Annotated in this window: 11 protein-coding genes; 7 read left to right on the forward strand and 4 right to left on the reverse strand. The window is 61.0% G+C overall.

All coding sequences use genetic code 11. The features are described 5' to 3' along the window. Together GM79_RS07785 and GM79_RS07790 are read left to right on the forward strand one after the other, a co-directional pair. Positions 1-2246, forward strand: a 2246-nt coding sequence (locus GM79_RS07785; RefSeq protein ID WP_035561847.1) for a GIN domain-containing protein, incomplete at its 5' end; no start/stop codon positions are given. A 393-nt stretch (positions 2247-2639) separates the two neighbouring features. Further along, positions 2640-3821, forward strand: coding sequence for an alpha/beta hydrolase-fold protein (locus GM79_RS07790; protein WP_035561850.1), 1182 nt, complete (start codon positions 2640-2642; stop codon positions 3819-3821). A gap of 138 nt (positions 3822-3959) precedes the next feature. On the opposite strand, the gene GM79_RS07795 is transcribed toward GM79_RS07790, so the two are convergent. Next, on the reverse strand, positions 3960-5423 hold the full coding sequence (locus tag GM79_RS07795; RefSeq protein WP_035561852.1) for a CCA tRNA nucleotidyltransferase: 1464 nt from the start codon (positions 5421-5423) through the stop codon (positions 3960-3962). 152 nt (positions 5424-5575) lie between these two features. Between GM79_RS07795 and GM79_RS25395 the strand changes: the two genes are divergently transcribed. Beyond that, positions 5576-7111, forward strand: coding sequence for a carboxypeptidase regulatory-like domain-containing protein (locus GM79_RS25395; RefSeq protein ID WP_161787138.1), 1536 nt, complete (start codon positions 5576-5578; stop codon positions 7109-7111). A 23-nt stretch (positions 7112-7134) separates the two neighbouring features. On the opposite strand, the gene GM79_RS07810 is transcribed toward GM79_RS25395, so the two are convergent. After that, positions 7135-7707, reverse strand: coding sequence for an L-threonylcarbamoyladenylate synthase (locus tag GM79_RS07810; protein WP_051718639.1), 573 nt, complete (start codon positions 7705-7707; stop codon positions 7135-7137). A 161-nt stretch (positions 7708-7868) separates the two neighbouring features. Then, entirely contained in the window at positions 7869-8276 is a 408-nt protein-coding gene (mce, locus tag GM79_RS07815) for a methylmalonyl-CoA epimerase (RefSeq protein ID WP_035561857.1), read from the reverse strand. Between the two features lie 208 nt (positions 8277-8484). On the opposite strand from mce, the gene GM79_RS07820 reads away from it, so the two are divergent. From GM79_RS07820 to GM79_RS07835, 4 genes are all read left to right on the forward strand, one after another. Continuing rightward, positions 8485-9699 carry an IscS subfamily cysteine desulfurase gene (locus GM79_RS07820; protein WP_035561859.1) on the forward strand — a complete coding sequence of 405 codons (1215 nt, stop codon included), beginning with the start codon at positions 8485-8487 and terminating at the stop codon, positions 9697-9699. A gap of 110 nt (positions 9700-9809) precedes the next feature. Next, positions 9810-10220 carry a Fe-S cluster assembly scaffold IscU gene (gene iscU, locus GM79_RS07825; protein WP_035561862.1) on the forward strand — a complete coding sequence of 137 codons (411 nt, stop codon included), beginning with the start codon at positions 9810-9812 and terminating at the stop codon, positions 10218-10220. 102 nt (positions 10221-10322) lie between these two features. Then, on the forward strand, positions 10323-10718 hold the full coding sequence (locus GM79_RS07830) for a hypothetical protein (RefSeq protein ID WP_035561864.1): 396 nt from the start codon (positions 10323-10325) through the stop codon (positions 10716-10718). A 121-nt stretch (positions 10719-10839) separates the two neighbouring features. Further along, entirely contained in the window at positions 10840-11166 is a 327-nt protein-coding gene (locus GM79_RS07835) for a HesB/IscA family protein (RefSeq protein WP_035561867.1), read from the forward strand. A 175-nt stretch (positions 11167-11341) separates the two neighbouring features. On the opposite strand, the gene GM79_RS07840 is transcribed toward GM79_RS07835, so the two are convergent. Next, positions 11342-16522: a beta strand repeat-containing protein gene (locus GM79_RS07840; protein WP_152559896.1), complete on the reverse strand. Its 5181-nt coding sequence runs from the start codon at positions 16520-16522 to the stop codon at positions 11342-11344. Positions 16523-16677: the final 155 nt, after the last annotated feature.

The following is a 16677-nucleotide window of genomic DNA, read 5'->3' on the forward strand; positions in this document are numbered from 1 at the left end:
TGGCGGGCGTGGCCGCCGGTATCGCGCAGTACTTCGCCATCAACCCGGTGTGGGTGCGGCTGGGCTGGATTGTGCTCGTGTTCCTGCTGCCCGGCGTGTTCGGCGGCTTCAACTTTGATGACGGCGACAATCACTTCAGCTTCGGCGGCTGGGCGTTTCTGGCCTATGTCATCCTTTGGATTGTGCTGCCCAAGCGCTACGACGCTCCGGCGCCCAACGAGGCCATGCTCAACCAAGGGCCCCTGGCCGGCCGCAAGCTGTTTCGCGACACCGGCACCGCTAAAATTGCGGGCGTATCCGCCGGTTTGGCGGCCTACCTCAGCATCGACGTGACCCTGGTGCGGGTGCTGCTGCTGGCTGGCTTATTTGCCGGGGGCTTCACCTTCATCCTCTACATCATTCTGTGGATAGTCTTGCCCGAAGCCAAAACGGTTTCGGACAAGATGCGCATGCGCGGCGACGCCGTGACGCTGGAAGGCTACGACAGCAGCCTGCGGGCCAATGAGTTTGGCGAGAGCCCGGCCATGCCCAACCGCCCGGTGGGCGCGTTTGTGGAAGATGCGGCCCGTGGCCTGCGTCCGTTGGTTGATTTCGCGGGCTCCACCATCCGCATTGTGGCCGGGGTGCTGCTCACGCTCACGGGCTTCTCGCTGCTGCTGGGCCTGGCCGTGCTCTTGGGCGCGGGTATTGGCCTGATTCCCAGCTCCGAAAACATTTATTTGGGCGATGCGCCGGCCCACGTAATGCTGAATAGCATTCCTGCCTGGGGCATCATCGCCGGCTTCTTCGCTTTTGGCATTCCGGCCCTGGCGCTGTTTTTGGGTGGCCTGAACCTGCTGCTGCGCCGCTCGCTGCTGTCGCGCACCGTGGGCTTGTCGATGCTGGGCCTGTGGATTCTGAGCATTGTGGGCGTGACGATGGCCGTAGCGCAGCAAAGCCGGCAGTACCAGTACGAGGCCGAAGTGGAGCAGCTGGAGCGCTACCCCGCCATCAACACGCCGGTAATTATGCTGGACGCCCGCCGCGTGAACCGCGACCGGGAGCAGCGCGTGGACGTGCGCATTGCCGCCGCCGATAGCGGCCGCGCCGTGGAAGTGCTGCGCCTGCTGGGCTCGAAAGGCCCCTCCGAAGCCGAGGCCCGCCGCAACGCCACGGGCTCCATTGAATACACCATCCGGGCCCGGGGCGACTCCTCGCTGGTATTCGACGACCATTTCTCCTTCCTACCCAATGCCAAGTACCGCGACCAGGAGCTGGCCCTCACGCTGCGCCTGCCCCGCAACCGCACCTTCCGCATGAGCCGCCGCTTTGCCGAAGAACTGCTCGATGACGAGAACTTCGTGAACAACCGCCGCCCCAACGACGCCGAGCGGTACCAGTACCGCATGCGCGGCAACCAGTTTGAGTGCATGGGCTGCGCCGAAACCGACCTGGGAATTTCGGCCGGGGACGAAGACAGCAATGTTGACATCAACATCGACATTGATGATAACGACAGCGACCCGGACGAAGGCGACATGAGTGACAATGAAGACGACGACAACGGCCTCAAGCTCAACTACGGTGGCGCGCCTGCTTTCGACACCGATATGGATAGCTACGGCAGCAGCCGCCGCTCTTTCCAGCAAACTGACTTCAATAAGGTGGAGGTTGCGGGCGGCTACCGGCTGGTGGTGCGCAAAGGCAGCGCCTTCAAAATAGAAGCCGGTGGCAATTCCGATGCGCTGGAAGACCTGCGGGTCACGACCAGCGGCAACACCCTGGAAATCCGGCCCCGCAACACGTCGTTTTTTGGCGGAAACTGGCGGCGTAAAGAAAACAAAGTGCTCATCGTCATTGAAATGCCCGCTATCGAAAAAATTGACCTGGCTGGCAGCGTACAAGCCGACCTCGGCGGCTTCGACCGCCAGGACCGGCTGGACATTGAGCAGACCGGCGCCAGCCACCTGCGCCTGAATGGCAGCTACGGCAACCTGAAAATTGAGCAGGCCGGCGCCTGCCGCACCACCGCCACCGGCAGCGTCAACACCCTGGACCTGGACGCCGCCGGCGCCTGCGAGCTGGCCGCCGCCAACCTGCAGGCCCGCTCCGCCACCGTGGACCTGGCCGGCGTGTGCAAGGCCCGCCTGCACGTCACCGAAAGTATTCGGGGCGATGCCGTGGGCGCCAGCCAGATTACCTACAGTGGCAACCCCGGCAGCAGCAACGTAGACGCCACCGGCCCCTCCAGCGTGAAGCGTCTGTAGTTGGCGGCCGCGCGACGCAACGCTTTGCTTCGCGCGGCCGTCGTTGGCCTCAACTTGTATTTCACTGGCTAAAACTGATAATTGCCAATTGTTTACCTGGCCGCTACGCGAATATTCCCGTATAGCTTAGCCGGGTACCGAGAAGCCCCGGCACCACGAAAAAAAAGAAGTCAGGCTTAGTTTGGTGAGTGAACGAAGCCTCCTTCCGGACGAAGTCCTTTGGCCCGCCCTGCTGCAACAGGAAAGGTCAGGGCTTCGTCCATTTCGTTTTCAGGCCTGTGAGCAAATCCGACGAGGCGCTGCCGATAAAAGTCGAAAAACAGTTTATTTCCGGGCAACCGTAGCTGCCTGACCTGCATTTGGGAGTCGTATCAAACTACTGCTTCCAACCCTATGAAACCGTTTTTCCTGTCACTGCTGACGGCGGCTCTGCTTACGTGGAACCCCAACAGCGCCCGCGCCCAATCCCCTGATTTCAATAGCCTGATGGAACAGGGCGGCGCCCAGCTCCAGGCCCAAAATCCGTGCGGCGCCGCGGCCACTTTTGAGCAGGCGTTTGCAGCCGACAGCACCCGCGCCAACGAGTTTGAGCTGTTTGGCGCGGCCACTGCGGCGGCGGCCTGCCCCGCCCAACAGGCGCTGGCCTGGCGCTGGCTGGGGCAGCTCAGCCGCCGCCGGCCGCTGCGCGTGACGCCGAGCGACCTCGACAACGTGAGCCGGGACCCCTCCCTCGCCCCGTTGACAACGGATGCCGCCTGGCCCCGCTGGCTGGCCGCCATGCGCCAGGCCCTGGCCGAGCAGGCCGCCGCCGCGAAACTTGCCCAAACGCGCTGGCTGCGCGATACCCAGGCCCGCGCGCTGCCGGCCCCCGCCAGCGCCAGCCGCAAACGCGGCCGGGCGGCGGCCGAGCCCGGCTTCGCCCTCTATTTCAGCACGGTGCCCAACGACACGGTGCGCGTGCCCTACCTGGTGCGCGTGCCCGTTGGCTACACTCCCGGCCAGCCCGCGCCCGTGGTGGTGTATTTGCACGGCGGCGTGGTGAATACCTCCGCTTTTAGGCACTCCGACCCGGACGTGGTGGAAGAACCCATTTTTGAAGCGGCCCCAGCCAATGCGCTGGTGGTATATCCGTTTGCTAGGCAAAGCTTTGGCTGGGTAGCGCAGCCGGCGGCTTTTGCCCAGGTCGAGGCCATTGTGCGGGAAGTGCAGGCGCGCTACCGCACCGACCCACGCGGCCCCGTGCTGGGCGGCATGAGCAACGGCGGCAGCGCCGCGCTATGGTTTGCCAGCCAGCGGCCCGATGCTTTCCGCGGTTTTTACGCCTTATCGCCGGCCCCGACGCTACCATTGGGCGCTGGCGTGGGGCGCCTGGGCCAGGGCAAGCCGTGCCTCCAGGTAAGCGCCCAGGACGATACGCTTTATCCCTTCGCCACAGTGCAGGCGGCCCACGCGGCGCACCGTGCTCAGGCTCCGCAATGGGAATTGCAGGCCCTGCCCGAAGGCGGCCACGGCTTTTTGTACCGACCAACCGGTCCGGAAATCCTACGTCAAACCCTGACCCGCCTGCTCAAGTAGCTGTTGTATTGATGGAGCAGAAGCAACCGCAACACTATCAGGACTTACACTCAGTTACTGGCGCGCGCCAGCGACTGACTGCGTAAAACCGGAAGAAAGTACCGGTCTAAAAATCGAATCGGATAACGCCACCCGGAATTACAACTGCGGAGGTAGCTGGGTAACCGGTATTTCCGCCGCCGTTTCGGAGGCAGGCGCCAAGCCCCTGGCCGCCCCCTGCTGCAACAGGAAGGCCAGGGCTTCGGCCATTTCGTTTTTAATGGTGCCTTCCAGAATGGCTTCCATCAGAGCTTCCTTCAGCTCGCCCACTTGGCGCGAGGGCTTTAGGCCAAAGGTTTCCATGATGATTTCGCCGGTGATAACCGGGCGGAAGCTGCGCAGGTGGTCCTTTTCCTCCACCTCCTTCAGCTTCTCCTCCACCTGCCCGAAGTTGCGCAGGTAACGCTCCTTGCGGGTGTGGTCCTTGCTGGTAATGTCGGCCCGACAGAGCAGCATGAGGCGGTCCACATCCTCCCCAGCCTCGAAGAGCAGGCGGCGCACGGCTGAGTCGGTCACGGTTTCCTTCACCAGGGCAATGGGCCGCAGGTGCAGCTTCACCAGCTTTTGCACCATGCGCATTTCTTCGCCCTGCGGCAGCTTCAGCTCAGCGAAGATGCCGGGCACCCAGCGGGCGCCCTTATCCTCGTGGCCGTGGAAGGTCCAGCCCACGCGCTGGTCGTAGCGCTTGGTGGCGGGCTTGGCAATGTCGTGCAGCACGGCGGCCCAGCGCAGCCACAGGTCGCCGCCGGCGTTGGCCACGTTGTCGAGCACCTGCAGGGTGTGGTAGAAATTGTCTTTGTGGGCGTGGGTGCCCACTTTTTCCACGCCATGCAGCAGCGCCATCTTCGGAAAAATGAGGTGCAGCAAACCCGTCTGAAACAGCAGCTTGAAGCCGTAGCTGGGTGTGGGCGACTCAATAATCTTATTCAGCTCCACGGTGATGCGCTCCTGCGACACAATCTTTATCCGGTCCTTATTCCGAATAATAGCGTCGAAGGTATCCGGCTCAATATCGAACCCAAGCTGCGCGGCAAAGCGGACGGCGCGCATCATGCGCAACGGGTCGTCGGAGAAGGTTATGTCGGGCCCCAGCGGCGTGCGGATGGTTTTGCTGGCCAGGTCCTTCATGCCCTCGTAGCGGTCAACCAATTCTCCAAAGCTCTCCGGATTCAGGCTCAGGCCCAGGGCGTTGATGGTGAAGTCGCGGCGGGCCAGGTCTTCTTCCAGGGTGCCGGCTTCCACGTCGGGCTTGCGGCTGTCGGCGCGGTAGCTCTCCTTGCGGGCGCCCACAAACTCAATTTCGCCAGCCTCCTTGGTAGGCAGCATAGCCGTGCCGAAGTTCTTGAACACCGTGACCCGGCCGCGGCCCGGCAACCGGGCGCCCACGGCCTGGGCCAGGGCAATGCCGTCGCCCACGGTCACCACGTCAATATCCTTGCTGGCGCGCTCCAGGGCCAGGTCGCGCACGTAGCCGCCAATAACGTAGGCGGGCTGCCCAAGCTCGGCTGCCGCTTCGGCGATGGTATGGAAAATGGGCAACTCTGGCAATTGGGGCGTCTTCATGGGCGCAAAGTTCGCACGTTCACGCTTCATCCGTCTTTTCTGCAGTTCCTTCCGCTGCTTTTGAGGCTTCGTGCCCGCCGGCTTGGCCGCGCCCGATGGCCGCCGGACATTTATATCAGCAACCTTGCTGCACTCCCAACTCCATCATTGCCATGCTGTTTTCCCTGCCATCTTCGGCCTTGGCCGTTCGTATTGTTTTAGGCATGCACATTGCCGCCGGCACGCTGGCGCTGGCGCTGGGCCTCATTCCGATGCTGGGCCGCAAGGGCGGACCGGCGCACGTTCGGGCCGGGCGGGCTTACACTTATGCCATGATAGTAGTGGCCGCGACGGCGGTGGGGCTGTGCTTGTTGCAGCCACTCACCTTGGGCCGGCTGTTTCTGACCGGCGTGGCGGTGCTTAGCTTCTACCTCAGCTTTAGCGGCTGGCGGGCGGCGCGGCGGCACAGCGTGGTGCTGCCCCCGGCCGATGCGGTGCTGGCGGCCCTCGCGGCGCTGGTGGGGCTGGGCATGGCGGGGGCCGGCATTTGGCTGGGGGCGATACTGTTTGCTTTCTTCGGGGGGCTGATTTGCCTTTTTGCGGGCCTCGACACCTGGCGGGCCCTGCGGCCGGCCGCCGTACCGGAGGCTACGGCCTGGTTGTTTCGCCACTTCATCCGCATGGGCGGCTCCTACATTTCGGCATTCACGGCTTTTGTAGTCGTGAACCTGGGCCGCTGGCTGCCCGAATCCGCCCCCTCCTGGGCCGGCCTGGTGGGCTGGATTGCCCCCACCATCATCGGTACCATTTTGATTGCCAGCACTGTGCGGCGCCACAAAGCCCGGCTGCGGCGTGGGGCGGCCCTGACCCTGGCCGGCCTGGCCCTGCTGGCCGCACCGGCCGAGGCACAGCCGGGCCGAAACCTTACGGGTCAGCTCACCAACGAAATCGGCCAGCCCCTGCCCTACGCCACCGTAGGTGTGGTGGGCCAGGGCGTGGGCACCGTGGCCGACGCGGATGGCCGCTTTTGGCTAGCGCTGCCCCCGGCGGTGGCGGCTACCGATACCATCCAGTTTGCGTTGCTCGGCTACGCCAAACGCAGTCTAACGGTAGCGGCGCTGCCCGCCGGCCCCGTCACGATAGTGCTGCCAGCTACCGCTGTGGCCTTGCCCGACGCTACGGTGCAGGCCCGCCGCCTCGATACCCTGCGCATCGGCAATCCGCACTACCGCACGCGGCTGCAAACCAACTTCGCCCTCGGCACCAAGCCCGGCCAGAACGTGGGCTCGGAAATCGGGCGCGTTTTTCAACTACCTAAGGGTGGCGCCTGGCTCGACCAGTTTGATTTCGTTCTCAGTGCCAACGACTTCGATACGGTAACATTCCGCATCAACGTGTACGCGCTGCGCGGCGGGGTGCCGGCGGTGCCTTTGCTGCGTCAGTCCATCTACCGCGAGGTGGTGGGCCGGGGCGCCCGCCGGGTGCGGGTTGCGTTACAAGCTGAGCAGCTGTTTGTGCAGGAAAATGCCATAGCCGTGACGGTGGAGTGGGTGGGCCACTCCCGCCACGGCCAGCAGCTGGCGCTGCCGCTGCTCATGCCCGCCTTTGCCACCCACCTCTACCGCTACGGCGCCGCCAACCGCTGGAAGCGTTTTGCCTCGATGAGTACAACCATGGAACTGCGCGTACTGCGCGCGCCCAAAGAGTGAGCTTACTACACGATGTGGGATTATTATTCCCGGACCACTTCCATTTTCCCATCCGCACCCAGCCGCACCACCCGCGAGGGCGCTACTCTGGTATCGTCGTCCTGACGCCAGTGCGCTACGTGGTCGGCGCCGCGCAAAATGGCAGCATCGATTTCCCCGTACACCGCCGGGGTGGGCTCGCCCGCCTTGTTGGCCGACGTGGAAACCAGCCCGTGCCCCAGCCGCCGCACCACCTTAAAGCAGAACTCGTCTTTCACCACGCGCAGGCCCACCGTGCCATCGGGCGCTACCAGGGCCGGCGTCACGGCTCGGCCCGCGGGCACGATGTAAGTAGTGGGCCGGGTTTCGCTGGCCAGCAACGCTTCTATGTCGTCGGGCAGCTGCGCGGCGTAGCGCTGCAACATCGCCAAATCGGCCACCAGCACAATGCTGGGCTGGCCTTCGGGACGGCCCTTTAACTGATAAAGCTGCTTAACGGCGGGCGGGGACTCGGCATCGCAGCCCAGGCCCCACACCGTATCAGTGGGGTAGAGAATAACTTGCTGGAGCAGCAGCGCATCCACGGCGGCATCTACTTCTTGTTGAAAACGATTCATAATCACTGATTAACGCTGATTTTTATGATTACACTGAGTGGGCTGTCACGGGCTTTCCCTTTGGTGTATTTGGCGACTTAGCAACACAAAACTACTCAGCCCGCATTCGAACGAGGGTCAACTCCACCGACGGAAAATCAGCGGAATCACCCTAATTAGCGCTAATCAGTGATGGTTTGGCACAGTTCCACCAATACGCCGCCGGCACTTTTGGGGTGCACGAAACACACCAGCTTGTTGTCGGCCCCGCGTTTGGGCGCTTCATTTAATAAGATGAAGCCCTCCCCTTTCAGCCGCGCCATCTCCGCCCGGATGTCATCGACCTCAAAGGCGACATGGTGAATGCCTTCGGGCTTTTTGGCCAGAAACTTCGTGATGGCACTATCGGGCGAGGTGCCGGCCAGCAGCTCAATCTTAGAGCCCCCCACCCGAAAGAAAACTGTGTCGACAGCCTCGCTGGCCACGTGTTCCTGCTTGTAAGGAGCCACGCCAAGCAGCGCGGTGTAGAGCGCGGTGGCAGCTTCCAGGTCATTCACGGCCAGGCCGAGGTGTTCAAGATTGGTGAGCATGAGAGCAAGTTTGAAAGCAGTAGACCGCTTACGGGCCTAAAAAGGCGGTTTTGCCGCGTCTTTTGGTTCGCGGCCGCAACCCGAAGCAATTCCTTATTTAGATTGTATCTACTTTTGTGAATTCAAAGAAAACTGATTCCCCTGTAAATGTGTTCTACAGGGGTCCAGCCATTCGCTGGTTTACCACTTTGCTATTCCGCTACGCGCAATGCTTAAGCTCCCCATTTACCTCGACAACAACGCCACCACTCCCCTCGACCCGCGGGTATTGGAGGCCATGATGCCCTATCTGACCGACGTATTCGGCAACGCTGCTTCGCGCAACCATCCGTTTGGTTGGGCTGCTGAAGAAGGTGTGGACTACGCCCGCGAGCAAATCGCCAAGCTTATTGCCTGCGACCCGAAGGAAATTATTTTCACCTCGGGCGCTACCGAGTCCGACAACCTGGGCATTAAGGGCGTGTTTGAGATGTATAGCCAGAAAGGCAACCACGTCATCACCTGCACCACCGAGCACAAAGCCGTGCTCGACACCTGCAAGCACATCGAAAAGCTGGGGGGCCGCGTGACTTACCTGCCCGTGAACGAGCAGGGCCTCATCAGCCTCGAAGAGCTGGAAGCGGCCATGACGCCGGAGACCATTCTGGTCGCCATCATGTTTGGCAACAACGAGACGGGCACCATTCAGCCCATCCGCGAAATTTCTAAAATTGCCCACAGCCACGGCGCTCTGTTTATGACGGACGGCACCCAGGCAGTAGGCAAGATTCCGGTGGACGTCAACGCCGATGGCATCGACATCATGGCCTTCACGGCCCACAAAATGTACGGCCCCAAGGGCGTGGGTGCCCTGTACGTGCGCCGCAAAAACCCCCGGGTGAAAGTAACCGCCCAGATGGACGGCGGCGGCCACGAGCGCGGCATGCGCTCCGGTACCCTCAACGTGCCCGGCATCGTGGGCCTGGGCAAGGCCTGCGAGTTGGCCCGCCTGGAAATGGACGCCGACACCGCTCGCCTGAGTGTGATGCGCGACCGCCTGCAGAAAGAACTGATGACGTTGGAAGAAAGCTACGTGAACGGCTCGGTAGAACACCGCCTGCCCCACGTCACCAACATCAGCTTCAAATATGTGGAGGGCGAAGGCCTGATGATGGGCGTGAAGGACCTGGCGGTATCGTCGGGCTCGGCCTGCACCTCGGCTTCGCTGGAGCCCAGCTACGTACTCAAAGCGCTGGGCCTGAGCGACGACCTGGCCCATTCCTCGCTCCGTTTCGGCCTCAGCCGCTTCACCACCGACGAGCAGATTGACTACGCCATCGGCCACGTGAAAGAAGCCGTCACCAAGCTCCGCGAAATGTCGCCCCTGTGGGAGATGTTCCAGGAGGGCATCGACCTCAGCAAAATCGAGTGGGCGGAACACTAGGCTGCGCCTTAATTAAAAATTGAGAATTAATAATTAAAAATGGCTTCACCCATTTGCGTTAGAACTCAATTTTTAATTCATAATTTTTAATTCTTAATTCAAAAAAAGCCATGGCTTACTCCGATAAAGTAATTGACCACTACAGCAACCCCCGCAACGTGGGCACGCTGGACAAAAGCAAGAAAAACGTAGGCACCGGCCTCGTGGGCGCGCCTGAATGCGGCGACGTTATGCGCCTGCAAATTGAGGTAGACGAAGCCACCAACACCATCACCGACGCCAAATTCAAGACGTTTGGCTGCGGTTCGGCCATCGCTTCCTCGTCGCTCGCAACCGAGTGGCTGAAAGGCAAAACCGTGGACGAGGCGCTGGCCATCGACAACATGGAAATTGTGGAAGAGCTGGCCCTACCGCCCGTGAAAATTCACTGCTCGGTGCTCGCCGAAGATGCCATCAAATCGGCTATCTCGGATTACCGCGTGAAGAATGGCCTGCCCGCTTTGGAGCTTGCCCACCACTAATTATTATTTAGTAGTTAAAAATTGAGAATTAAAAGTTAAAAGCGCGGCTTCGGCTGTTCCTTTTAACTTTTAATTCTCAATTTTTAATTTATACCCCATCGAATGACCGACGAATTTGAAGTTGCCCGCTTAGAGCGCGAAATTCAGCAGTATCTGGGGTTGGAGCCAGCACAGCTGCGGTTTGAATTCCGCGAGGTGGAAGGCCAGGTGCGGTTGGACCTGGTTACCGTGAACCCCCGGCACCACCAGTCTTTTCTGTTTCGCTTCGAAACGGGCCGCGACGAGGTGGAGTGCCTGCAAAAGATGCTGGACTACGTGAAGCGGCTTCGCGACACCGAAAGCTCTTTCACGCTGCAATGGCGCACCCGCGGCGACAAGGAGCTGCAAACGTCCTACTTCCGGGCCCACAATGCGTACGAGGCGTTGGACAAGCTCTATTTCGGCCGCGACCTGAACGCCATTACGGTATTCAGCGTGGTGCTGAATCCGAGCTCGTAGGGCCAATACGGCGCTAAGCGCAGGTCACTGAACGAAGAAAACAAACCCCTTGTTTATAATTTGTCTAAATTGCGCATCCGTTTACGCTATTAGCTGACTGAGGTCTCTGCCTCCTATTGCCATGATTACTGTATCTGATAAAGCCAAAGAAAAAGTAGCGCGTCTGATTGAGGACGCGCACCTCGACGATACGTACCGCCTGCGCGCTTCCGTAGCCGGCGGCGGCTGCTCGGGCCTGAGCTACAAGCTGGACTTCGACAACGAAGTGCGCCACATGGACCAGGAATTCGAAGACAAAGGCGTGCGGCTGGTGGTCGATATGAAGAGCTTTCTCTACCTGGCCGGCACCGAGCTGGACTTTTCCGACGGCCTCAACGGCAAGGGCTTCCAGTTCAACAACCCCAACGCCTCCCGCGAGTGCGGCTGCGGCGAAAGCTTCTCGGTGTAGCCCCACTGGACCACGGACCAGCTCGAATTATTCGGATTGCACGGATTTTCCGGACGCATTCGTTTAGGATTTACCGCATCAAAAAGGCCACCCAATTGGGTGGCCTTTTTGTTTTTGAGTACGTCCACAAAATCCGTGCAATCCGAATAATCCGAGCGAAACGAAGTTCGTGGATTTATTGCTTCTCGAATTTCTGCACCACGCGGCCGGCGGCCGTTTGCAGCTCCAGGAAGTAGAGGCCGGCCGCCAGCGACTCGATGGCTACCTTGGCAGTACCCGCCTCGGTAATGCCGCGCAGCAGAGGCTGGCCGAGTTGGTTGAGCACCCGGTAGGGCGTGGCCGCGTCGGCGATGAAGCTGATGCTGCTGTGGGCCGGGTTGGGATAGAGCAGCAGCCTGGTGGCAATGGCGCCGCCGGATACGGTCAGAACGGGCGAGTAGCTGGTCGTACCATCGGTATCGGCCTGAAACAGCCGGTAGTAAATGGTGCCGGCCGGGGCCGCGTTGTCGAGGCTGGCGTAGCTGCTGAGGCGGCTGCTGTTGCCCTGGGCCTGCACGCGCGCGATGGTGGTGTACTTGCGGCCGTCGAGGCTGCGCTGCACGTCGAAGTGGGCGCTATTCTGCTCGCTGGCGGTGGTCCATTTCAATAGGACTGCGCTGCTGCCCTGACGTTTGGCCGTGAAACCATTCAGCTCCACTGGTAGCGGGTTCACGTTGGTATTGGTATTGGTGGCGCCAAGGGCAAATGTGCCCGGACTAAAGAGAGCGGCAATAGTAGTCGACGTGACGGTACCGGCTGCTCCTGGCCCCGCCGTGCCCGTAACCGCGGACCGGCCCAGGCTCTGCCAACCATTGATTAAAGGCACGCGGGCGGCTACCACCAGACCGGGGTCGTTGGGGTTATTCACGAAATCATCGGCTCCGAAGCTGAGCGTGACCCGGCCGCTCGTGCCGCTGTTTGCGGCGTTGGAGGAGCTCAGCGCGAACGAGCGGATAAAGGAAACTCGTTTGAGCGGGTCACCGCCTATGATATTGATAGGCGACAGCACCTGGCCCGGATTGCCCTCTATCTGTTCGGCGGTGTAGGTGGTGGCACCCGTCTGGGCCGTGATGGTGAGCGTGAGCGGGCGGAAGGCCGTGCCCTTGCCAATGGGGAACACCACGGTGGCGGCGCCGGTGCCGGTGGCGCGGGCCAGCGGCCCGCTCACGAAGCTGCTGCTATTGCCGCCACTGGTAGTAGCAGTGGTAGCCAGGGTGAGCAGGTTGGTGGCATCGGTCGTCAGGTTACCTGCCGTCAACTGCAGGCGATTCAGGGCCAAGGGACGGGCTAGAATAACGCCGGCGGCGTTATTGATTTGTAGGGTTCTGGTTGAACCGATGGTGAGCGCCGAAGCCCCAGCAGTACCGCCGATAACCTGAGGAGCAGTGCCATTCAGCGTTAACATTTCAGCACCATTGTCTTCTGGAACAAAGCTGAGTGTGCTGGTACCATTGACTAACAGGTTGCCACCGATGGCGATGGTGTTGTCCAGATACAAACCCACGTTGCCGCTGGTGATGGTGAGGTTGCCCACAATAGTCAAGGCGCTATTCGCTCCTGAAGTGGTAGTAATACCGTTACCAACATTGAATTCGAGGTTGCCATACGTACGGCCACTGAGCGGGGGCACGGAATTATTGGCCGCGATGCTGTAGATGTAGTTGCTGCTCGGCTCCAGAGTGATGGCACTGGCTGGAGCGGTCGGCCCAAATGGCTGGAGTCCGCCAGCTTGCTCCAGTGTCGAGCCGTTGCGGAAAATCACCTTATTGGCATCCGCAGCACCACTGCCAAACGGGCTGCCATCCTGATTGGCGCTGGCCAGGAAATACCCTCCACTCAAAAACTCGACGCTATTGGCAGTGGTACCCAGCAACCGCTGGGTACCGTTGTTAAACCGGAGCGCACCGGCTACGCTGGCCGTGGCCGCAGCCGAGAGTTGCAGGGTAAGGCCCGTTGCAACCACCGTGGAATTGGTTACGGCCAGCGCAGAGCCGACCTCTATCACCAAATCGGCTCCGCTGGCGTTGCCGTTCACCAGCAGAGTTCGGTTGCCACTATTGTTGAAGGTAACGGCCACGCCGTTGCGTACCAGGAGTTGGCCGATGGTTTGGGTGGTAGTGAAATTTACTAAAACCGAGGTAGTGGCTGGAGTGCCCAGCATGGCATCAAATACCAGTACATCGTTGGTCGCCGCAGTGCTACGGGTGGGCGTCCAGCTGCCGGGCGCTATGTAGCTCGTGCCCGAACCGTTCCACACGTAGGTGGGCGTGGGCGGCGCGGTGGTGGTAAAGGCGGCCGTACCGGGGCCGGTGGTCAGGTAGTTTTCGGCTCCTGCGGTCGCGTTGTCGTTGTAGGCGTAAACTACGGCGGTGTAGTTGGTGCCGGCTGCCAGGCCCGTGATGGTTACCGAGGTAGTACCGGCATCGGCCACTACCACAAAGTTATTGGCGCCGGTGGTTGGTTTGAGACCGGTGGTGGTGCCGTACGTGGTGTTGGCGCTGTACGTGCTTCTGTCCAGGGGAGCGATTGCCACCGACGCTGTAGGCCGTAGCACCACAAGGCGCTTGGCCCCATTGCCCCCGCTGAGTGTGAGCAGCACCGAAGTAGAAGTAACAGCCGTAGCCGTAATGCCCGGCTGAACGGTGGGCTCACTCGCCAGCGGCACGTTGGCCGTTACGTTACCAAAAAGGTTAATATCATCAACCCCAAACGTACCCCCTGAGCCTCCTGAAACATAAGCATAGATGCGGATGGTAAGCATACCGGTGACGGCTGCCAGCCCGGCCGTACCAGACATATCAATGGTTTTAGTTGCTCCGAATGCAGTGCCAGTCGTTTGCTCCGCACCTACTCGGGTTGCATAGCTGTCCAAGCTGGTACGCAACTGGTACTTTGCTGGGCCTGTGGTTGAGCGACGGTCCAGCAAACTCAGACTGCTAAGGTTTGCCACGAAGCCGGGTGCTACCGTGACGACAAATTGAAAGTATCCCAGGTTGAGGCTACTTGGAGTAGCCGTAGTGGGAAAATTCGAACGGCGAAAGTCAGGGGTATTGTTACCATTGGTTGTTGAAAGGTCTGAACTTGCCACAACGGCGGTGCCGGAAATATTGGCATTCCCAGAAACTCCTGCAGTATTGGCCGTTTCGAAGTCATAATAAAGCAACGGTGCCGCAGTGGTAGTGAAGACCTCATCTGCGCCGTAGGTTGTGGCCACACTGTTGGTGGCGTAGGCCGCTACGTAATAGGTGGTACTGCCGGTCAGGCCCGTCAAATCGCTGGTAAAGGAACCTGCTCCGACAGCACCGGGCAATTCGGTGACGCCCATATCGCCAATGCGGGGATTGGAAGTAGTGCCGTACACCACGCCGCGGGCCGTGGTACCGCTGCCGGTGTTGTTGCCGCCGCTACTGGCCGAAATAGCGGTAATGCTCGTGGCCGGCTTGGTCGCGACTACGGGTGGTGCGATGGTGGTGAAGGAGCGGTCAACGCCGTAGCTTGTTCCCACGCCGTTGGTGGCATAGGCCGCCACGAAGTAGGTGGTACCCGGCGTGAGGCCGGTGAGGCTGCTGGTGAAGCTGCCGGTGCCGGGTGCACCATCGGCGAGGGTGGTGGTGGCGGGGTCGCCCAGGCGGGGGGCCGCTGTCGTGCCATACACCACGCCGCGGGCGGTAATCGTAGCGCCGCCGTCGTTGGTCACGTCGCCACCGCTTTCGGCCGAAAAGCCGGTTACGGCGCTCGCGGCCTTGGTTGTGACGGTGGGTGCGGCCGGGGGCAGGGTGGTAAACTCCTTGTCGGCACCGTAGCCCGTAGCTACGCTGTTGGTAGCATAGGCCGCCACGTAATAGGTAGTGTTGGGCATCAGGCCCGTCAGGAGGCTGGTGAACGTACCCGAGCCCGACGCGCCGGTCACATTAACCACGCCTGTACCACCAATGCGGGGGGTTTGGGTGGTGCTATAGACTACGCCCCGCACCGTGATGCTGGAGCCAAAGGCCTCGCCGCCACTGCTGGCCGACACCGGCGTGATGGCCGTAACGTCTTTGGTCGTGGCCGTGGGCGCACTGTCAGTGGTGAACGTTTGGTTGCTGCCGTAGCTGGTGCCGTTATCGTTGGTAGCGTAAGCAGCTACGTGGTAGGTCGTTGCCGGGGTCAGGCTGGTCAGGTCGCTGGTGAAGCTGCCGAGGCCGGGGCTGCCATCGGCCAAAAAGGCCGTACCGGGGGCGCCCAGCCGGGGATTGGCTGTTGGGCCATAGACCACGCCACGAGCCGTGACGGGTATGCCGCCATCGCTGCTCACGTTGCCGCCGGTGCGGGCCGTAGTACCCAGAATCATGGTAACCACAGCAGTCGAAACGCTGGGGGTTGTCGTCACGGTCAGTGTGTTGGTCGAGCTCGACCCAGTGGTGACAGGGTTGCTAGCGACAACCCGAATGCGGTAATTGGTCCCTGCTACGATGCCGGCGGGGATGGTAACGGTGAGCGTGCCGGCGCCGCTAGTCGTGGTCACCAGCGCGGTGCCGGGGCTGAAATTGCCGGAAGAATTCGACAGCAAAGCGCTGAAAACGTTACCGACTCCAAAGGTGCCGGTAGTGGTGTAGCTCACCGTCACATCGTTGCCAGCCACTACGATAGCAGGCGCAATGGTACCCGTGGTAATGGTGGGCGGAGTAACCGTACCCGTGACGGCAATGCTACGCGTGGTGGCCCCAGTGCTGGCATTGTCAATGTTGCCATTATAGGTGCCGGCCGTAGTGGCCGCGGCCAGCCGCACCGAAACCGTCACGCCGGACACCGCGCCGCTGCTGGGCATCAGGCTCAGCGAAGCAAAGCCCGCCGTAGTAAATCCGTCGGTTGAGAATTCGTAGCCCGTCAACGGCCCTACCGCTAGGTTGGCCGTGAGGTCGGCACCACTCAAGGTGTAGGTTTTAATGGCCGAAGCCGTACCCTGCACGGTGGCGAAACTACCCGCTGGCGTGAGGGTGCCCACCGTGATGGTGGGCGTGGGGGTGGCCGTAGTCACTGTGAGCAACACAGCGGCAGCTTGCAAATTAGGCACGCCATCTTCGGCTACTACGTACACTTTGTAAGTCGTACTAGCCGTGAGGCCCGACACGGAAGTAGTAGCAGCGGTATTTGCCGTAGCATTGGTGAAGTTACCAGACAGGGTAACAGCTGTGCCAGCGCTATTCTGGCCAGCTTTTACCTGGGCGGCGGTGGGAGCTGTAGCACCGCTAGGCAGCACTACGTAGTAGGTTTTGCCAACCTCATTAATGGTGGATGAGAGCGTGAAGCTAGTTGTTGCAATGGCTGAGGACAAGGGCGAACCGCTGGCAAACACAGGCGGCGTAGTATCGGCTCCACTTGCGGTACCGGACACAATTACATCGTCTACAACCCAAGTCTCATTATCACTGTCATTCAGAAGCGTAATTTTGAACCGCAGCTGCGCTGTTGGGCCAATCCCGGTTACCC

Source organism: Hymenobacter sp. IS2118 (assembly GCF_000715495.1).
Taxonomy (GTDB): Bacteria; Bacteroidota; Bacteroidia; order Cytophagales; family Hymenobacteraceae; genus Hymenobacter.

What these genes read in the sequence shown, in the direction of transcription:
- GM79_RS07790 (WP_035561850.1), top strand. Translation starts at nt 2,640, where the DNA reads ATGAAACCGTTTTTCCTGTCACTGCTGACGGCGGCTCTGCTTACGTGG.
- GM79_RS07795 (WP_035561852.1), bottom strand. Translation starts at nt 5,423, where the DNA reads ATGAAGACGCCCCAATTGCCAGAGTTGCCCATTTTCCATACCATCGCC.
- GM79_RS25395 (WP_161787138.1), top strand. Translation starts at nt 5,576, where the DNA reads ATGCTGTTTTCCCTGCCATCTTCGGCCTTGGCCGTTCGTATTGTTTTA.
- GM79_RS07810 (WP_051718639.1), bottom strand. Translation starts at nt 7,707, where the DNA reads ATGAATCGTTTTCAACAAGAAGTAGATGCCGCCGTGGATGCGCTGCTG.
- mce (WP_035561857.1), bottom strand. Translation starts at nt 8,276, where the DNA reads ATGCTCACCAATCTTGAACACCTCGGCCTGGCCGTGAATGACCTGGAA.
- GM79_RS07820 (WP_035561859.1), top strand. Translation starts at nt 8,485, where the DNA reads ATGCTTAAGCTCCCCATTTACCTCGACAACAACGCCACCACTCCCCTC.
- iscU (WP_035561862.1), top strand. Translation starts at nt 9,810, where the DNA reads ATGGCTTACTCCGATAAAGTAATTGACCACTACAGCAACCCCCGCAAC.
- GM79_RS07830 (WP_035561864.1), top strand. Translation starts at nt 10,323, where the DNA reads ATGACCGACGAATTTGAAGTTGCCCGCTTAGAGCGCGAAATTCAGCAG.
- GM79_RS07835 (WP_035561867.1), top strand. Translation starts at nt 10,840, where the DNA reads ATGATTACTGTATCTGATAAAGCCAAAGAAAAAGTAGCGCGTCTGATT.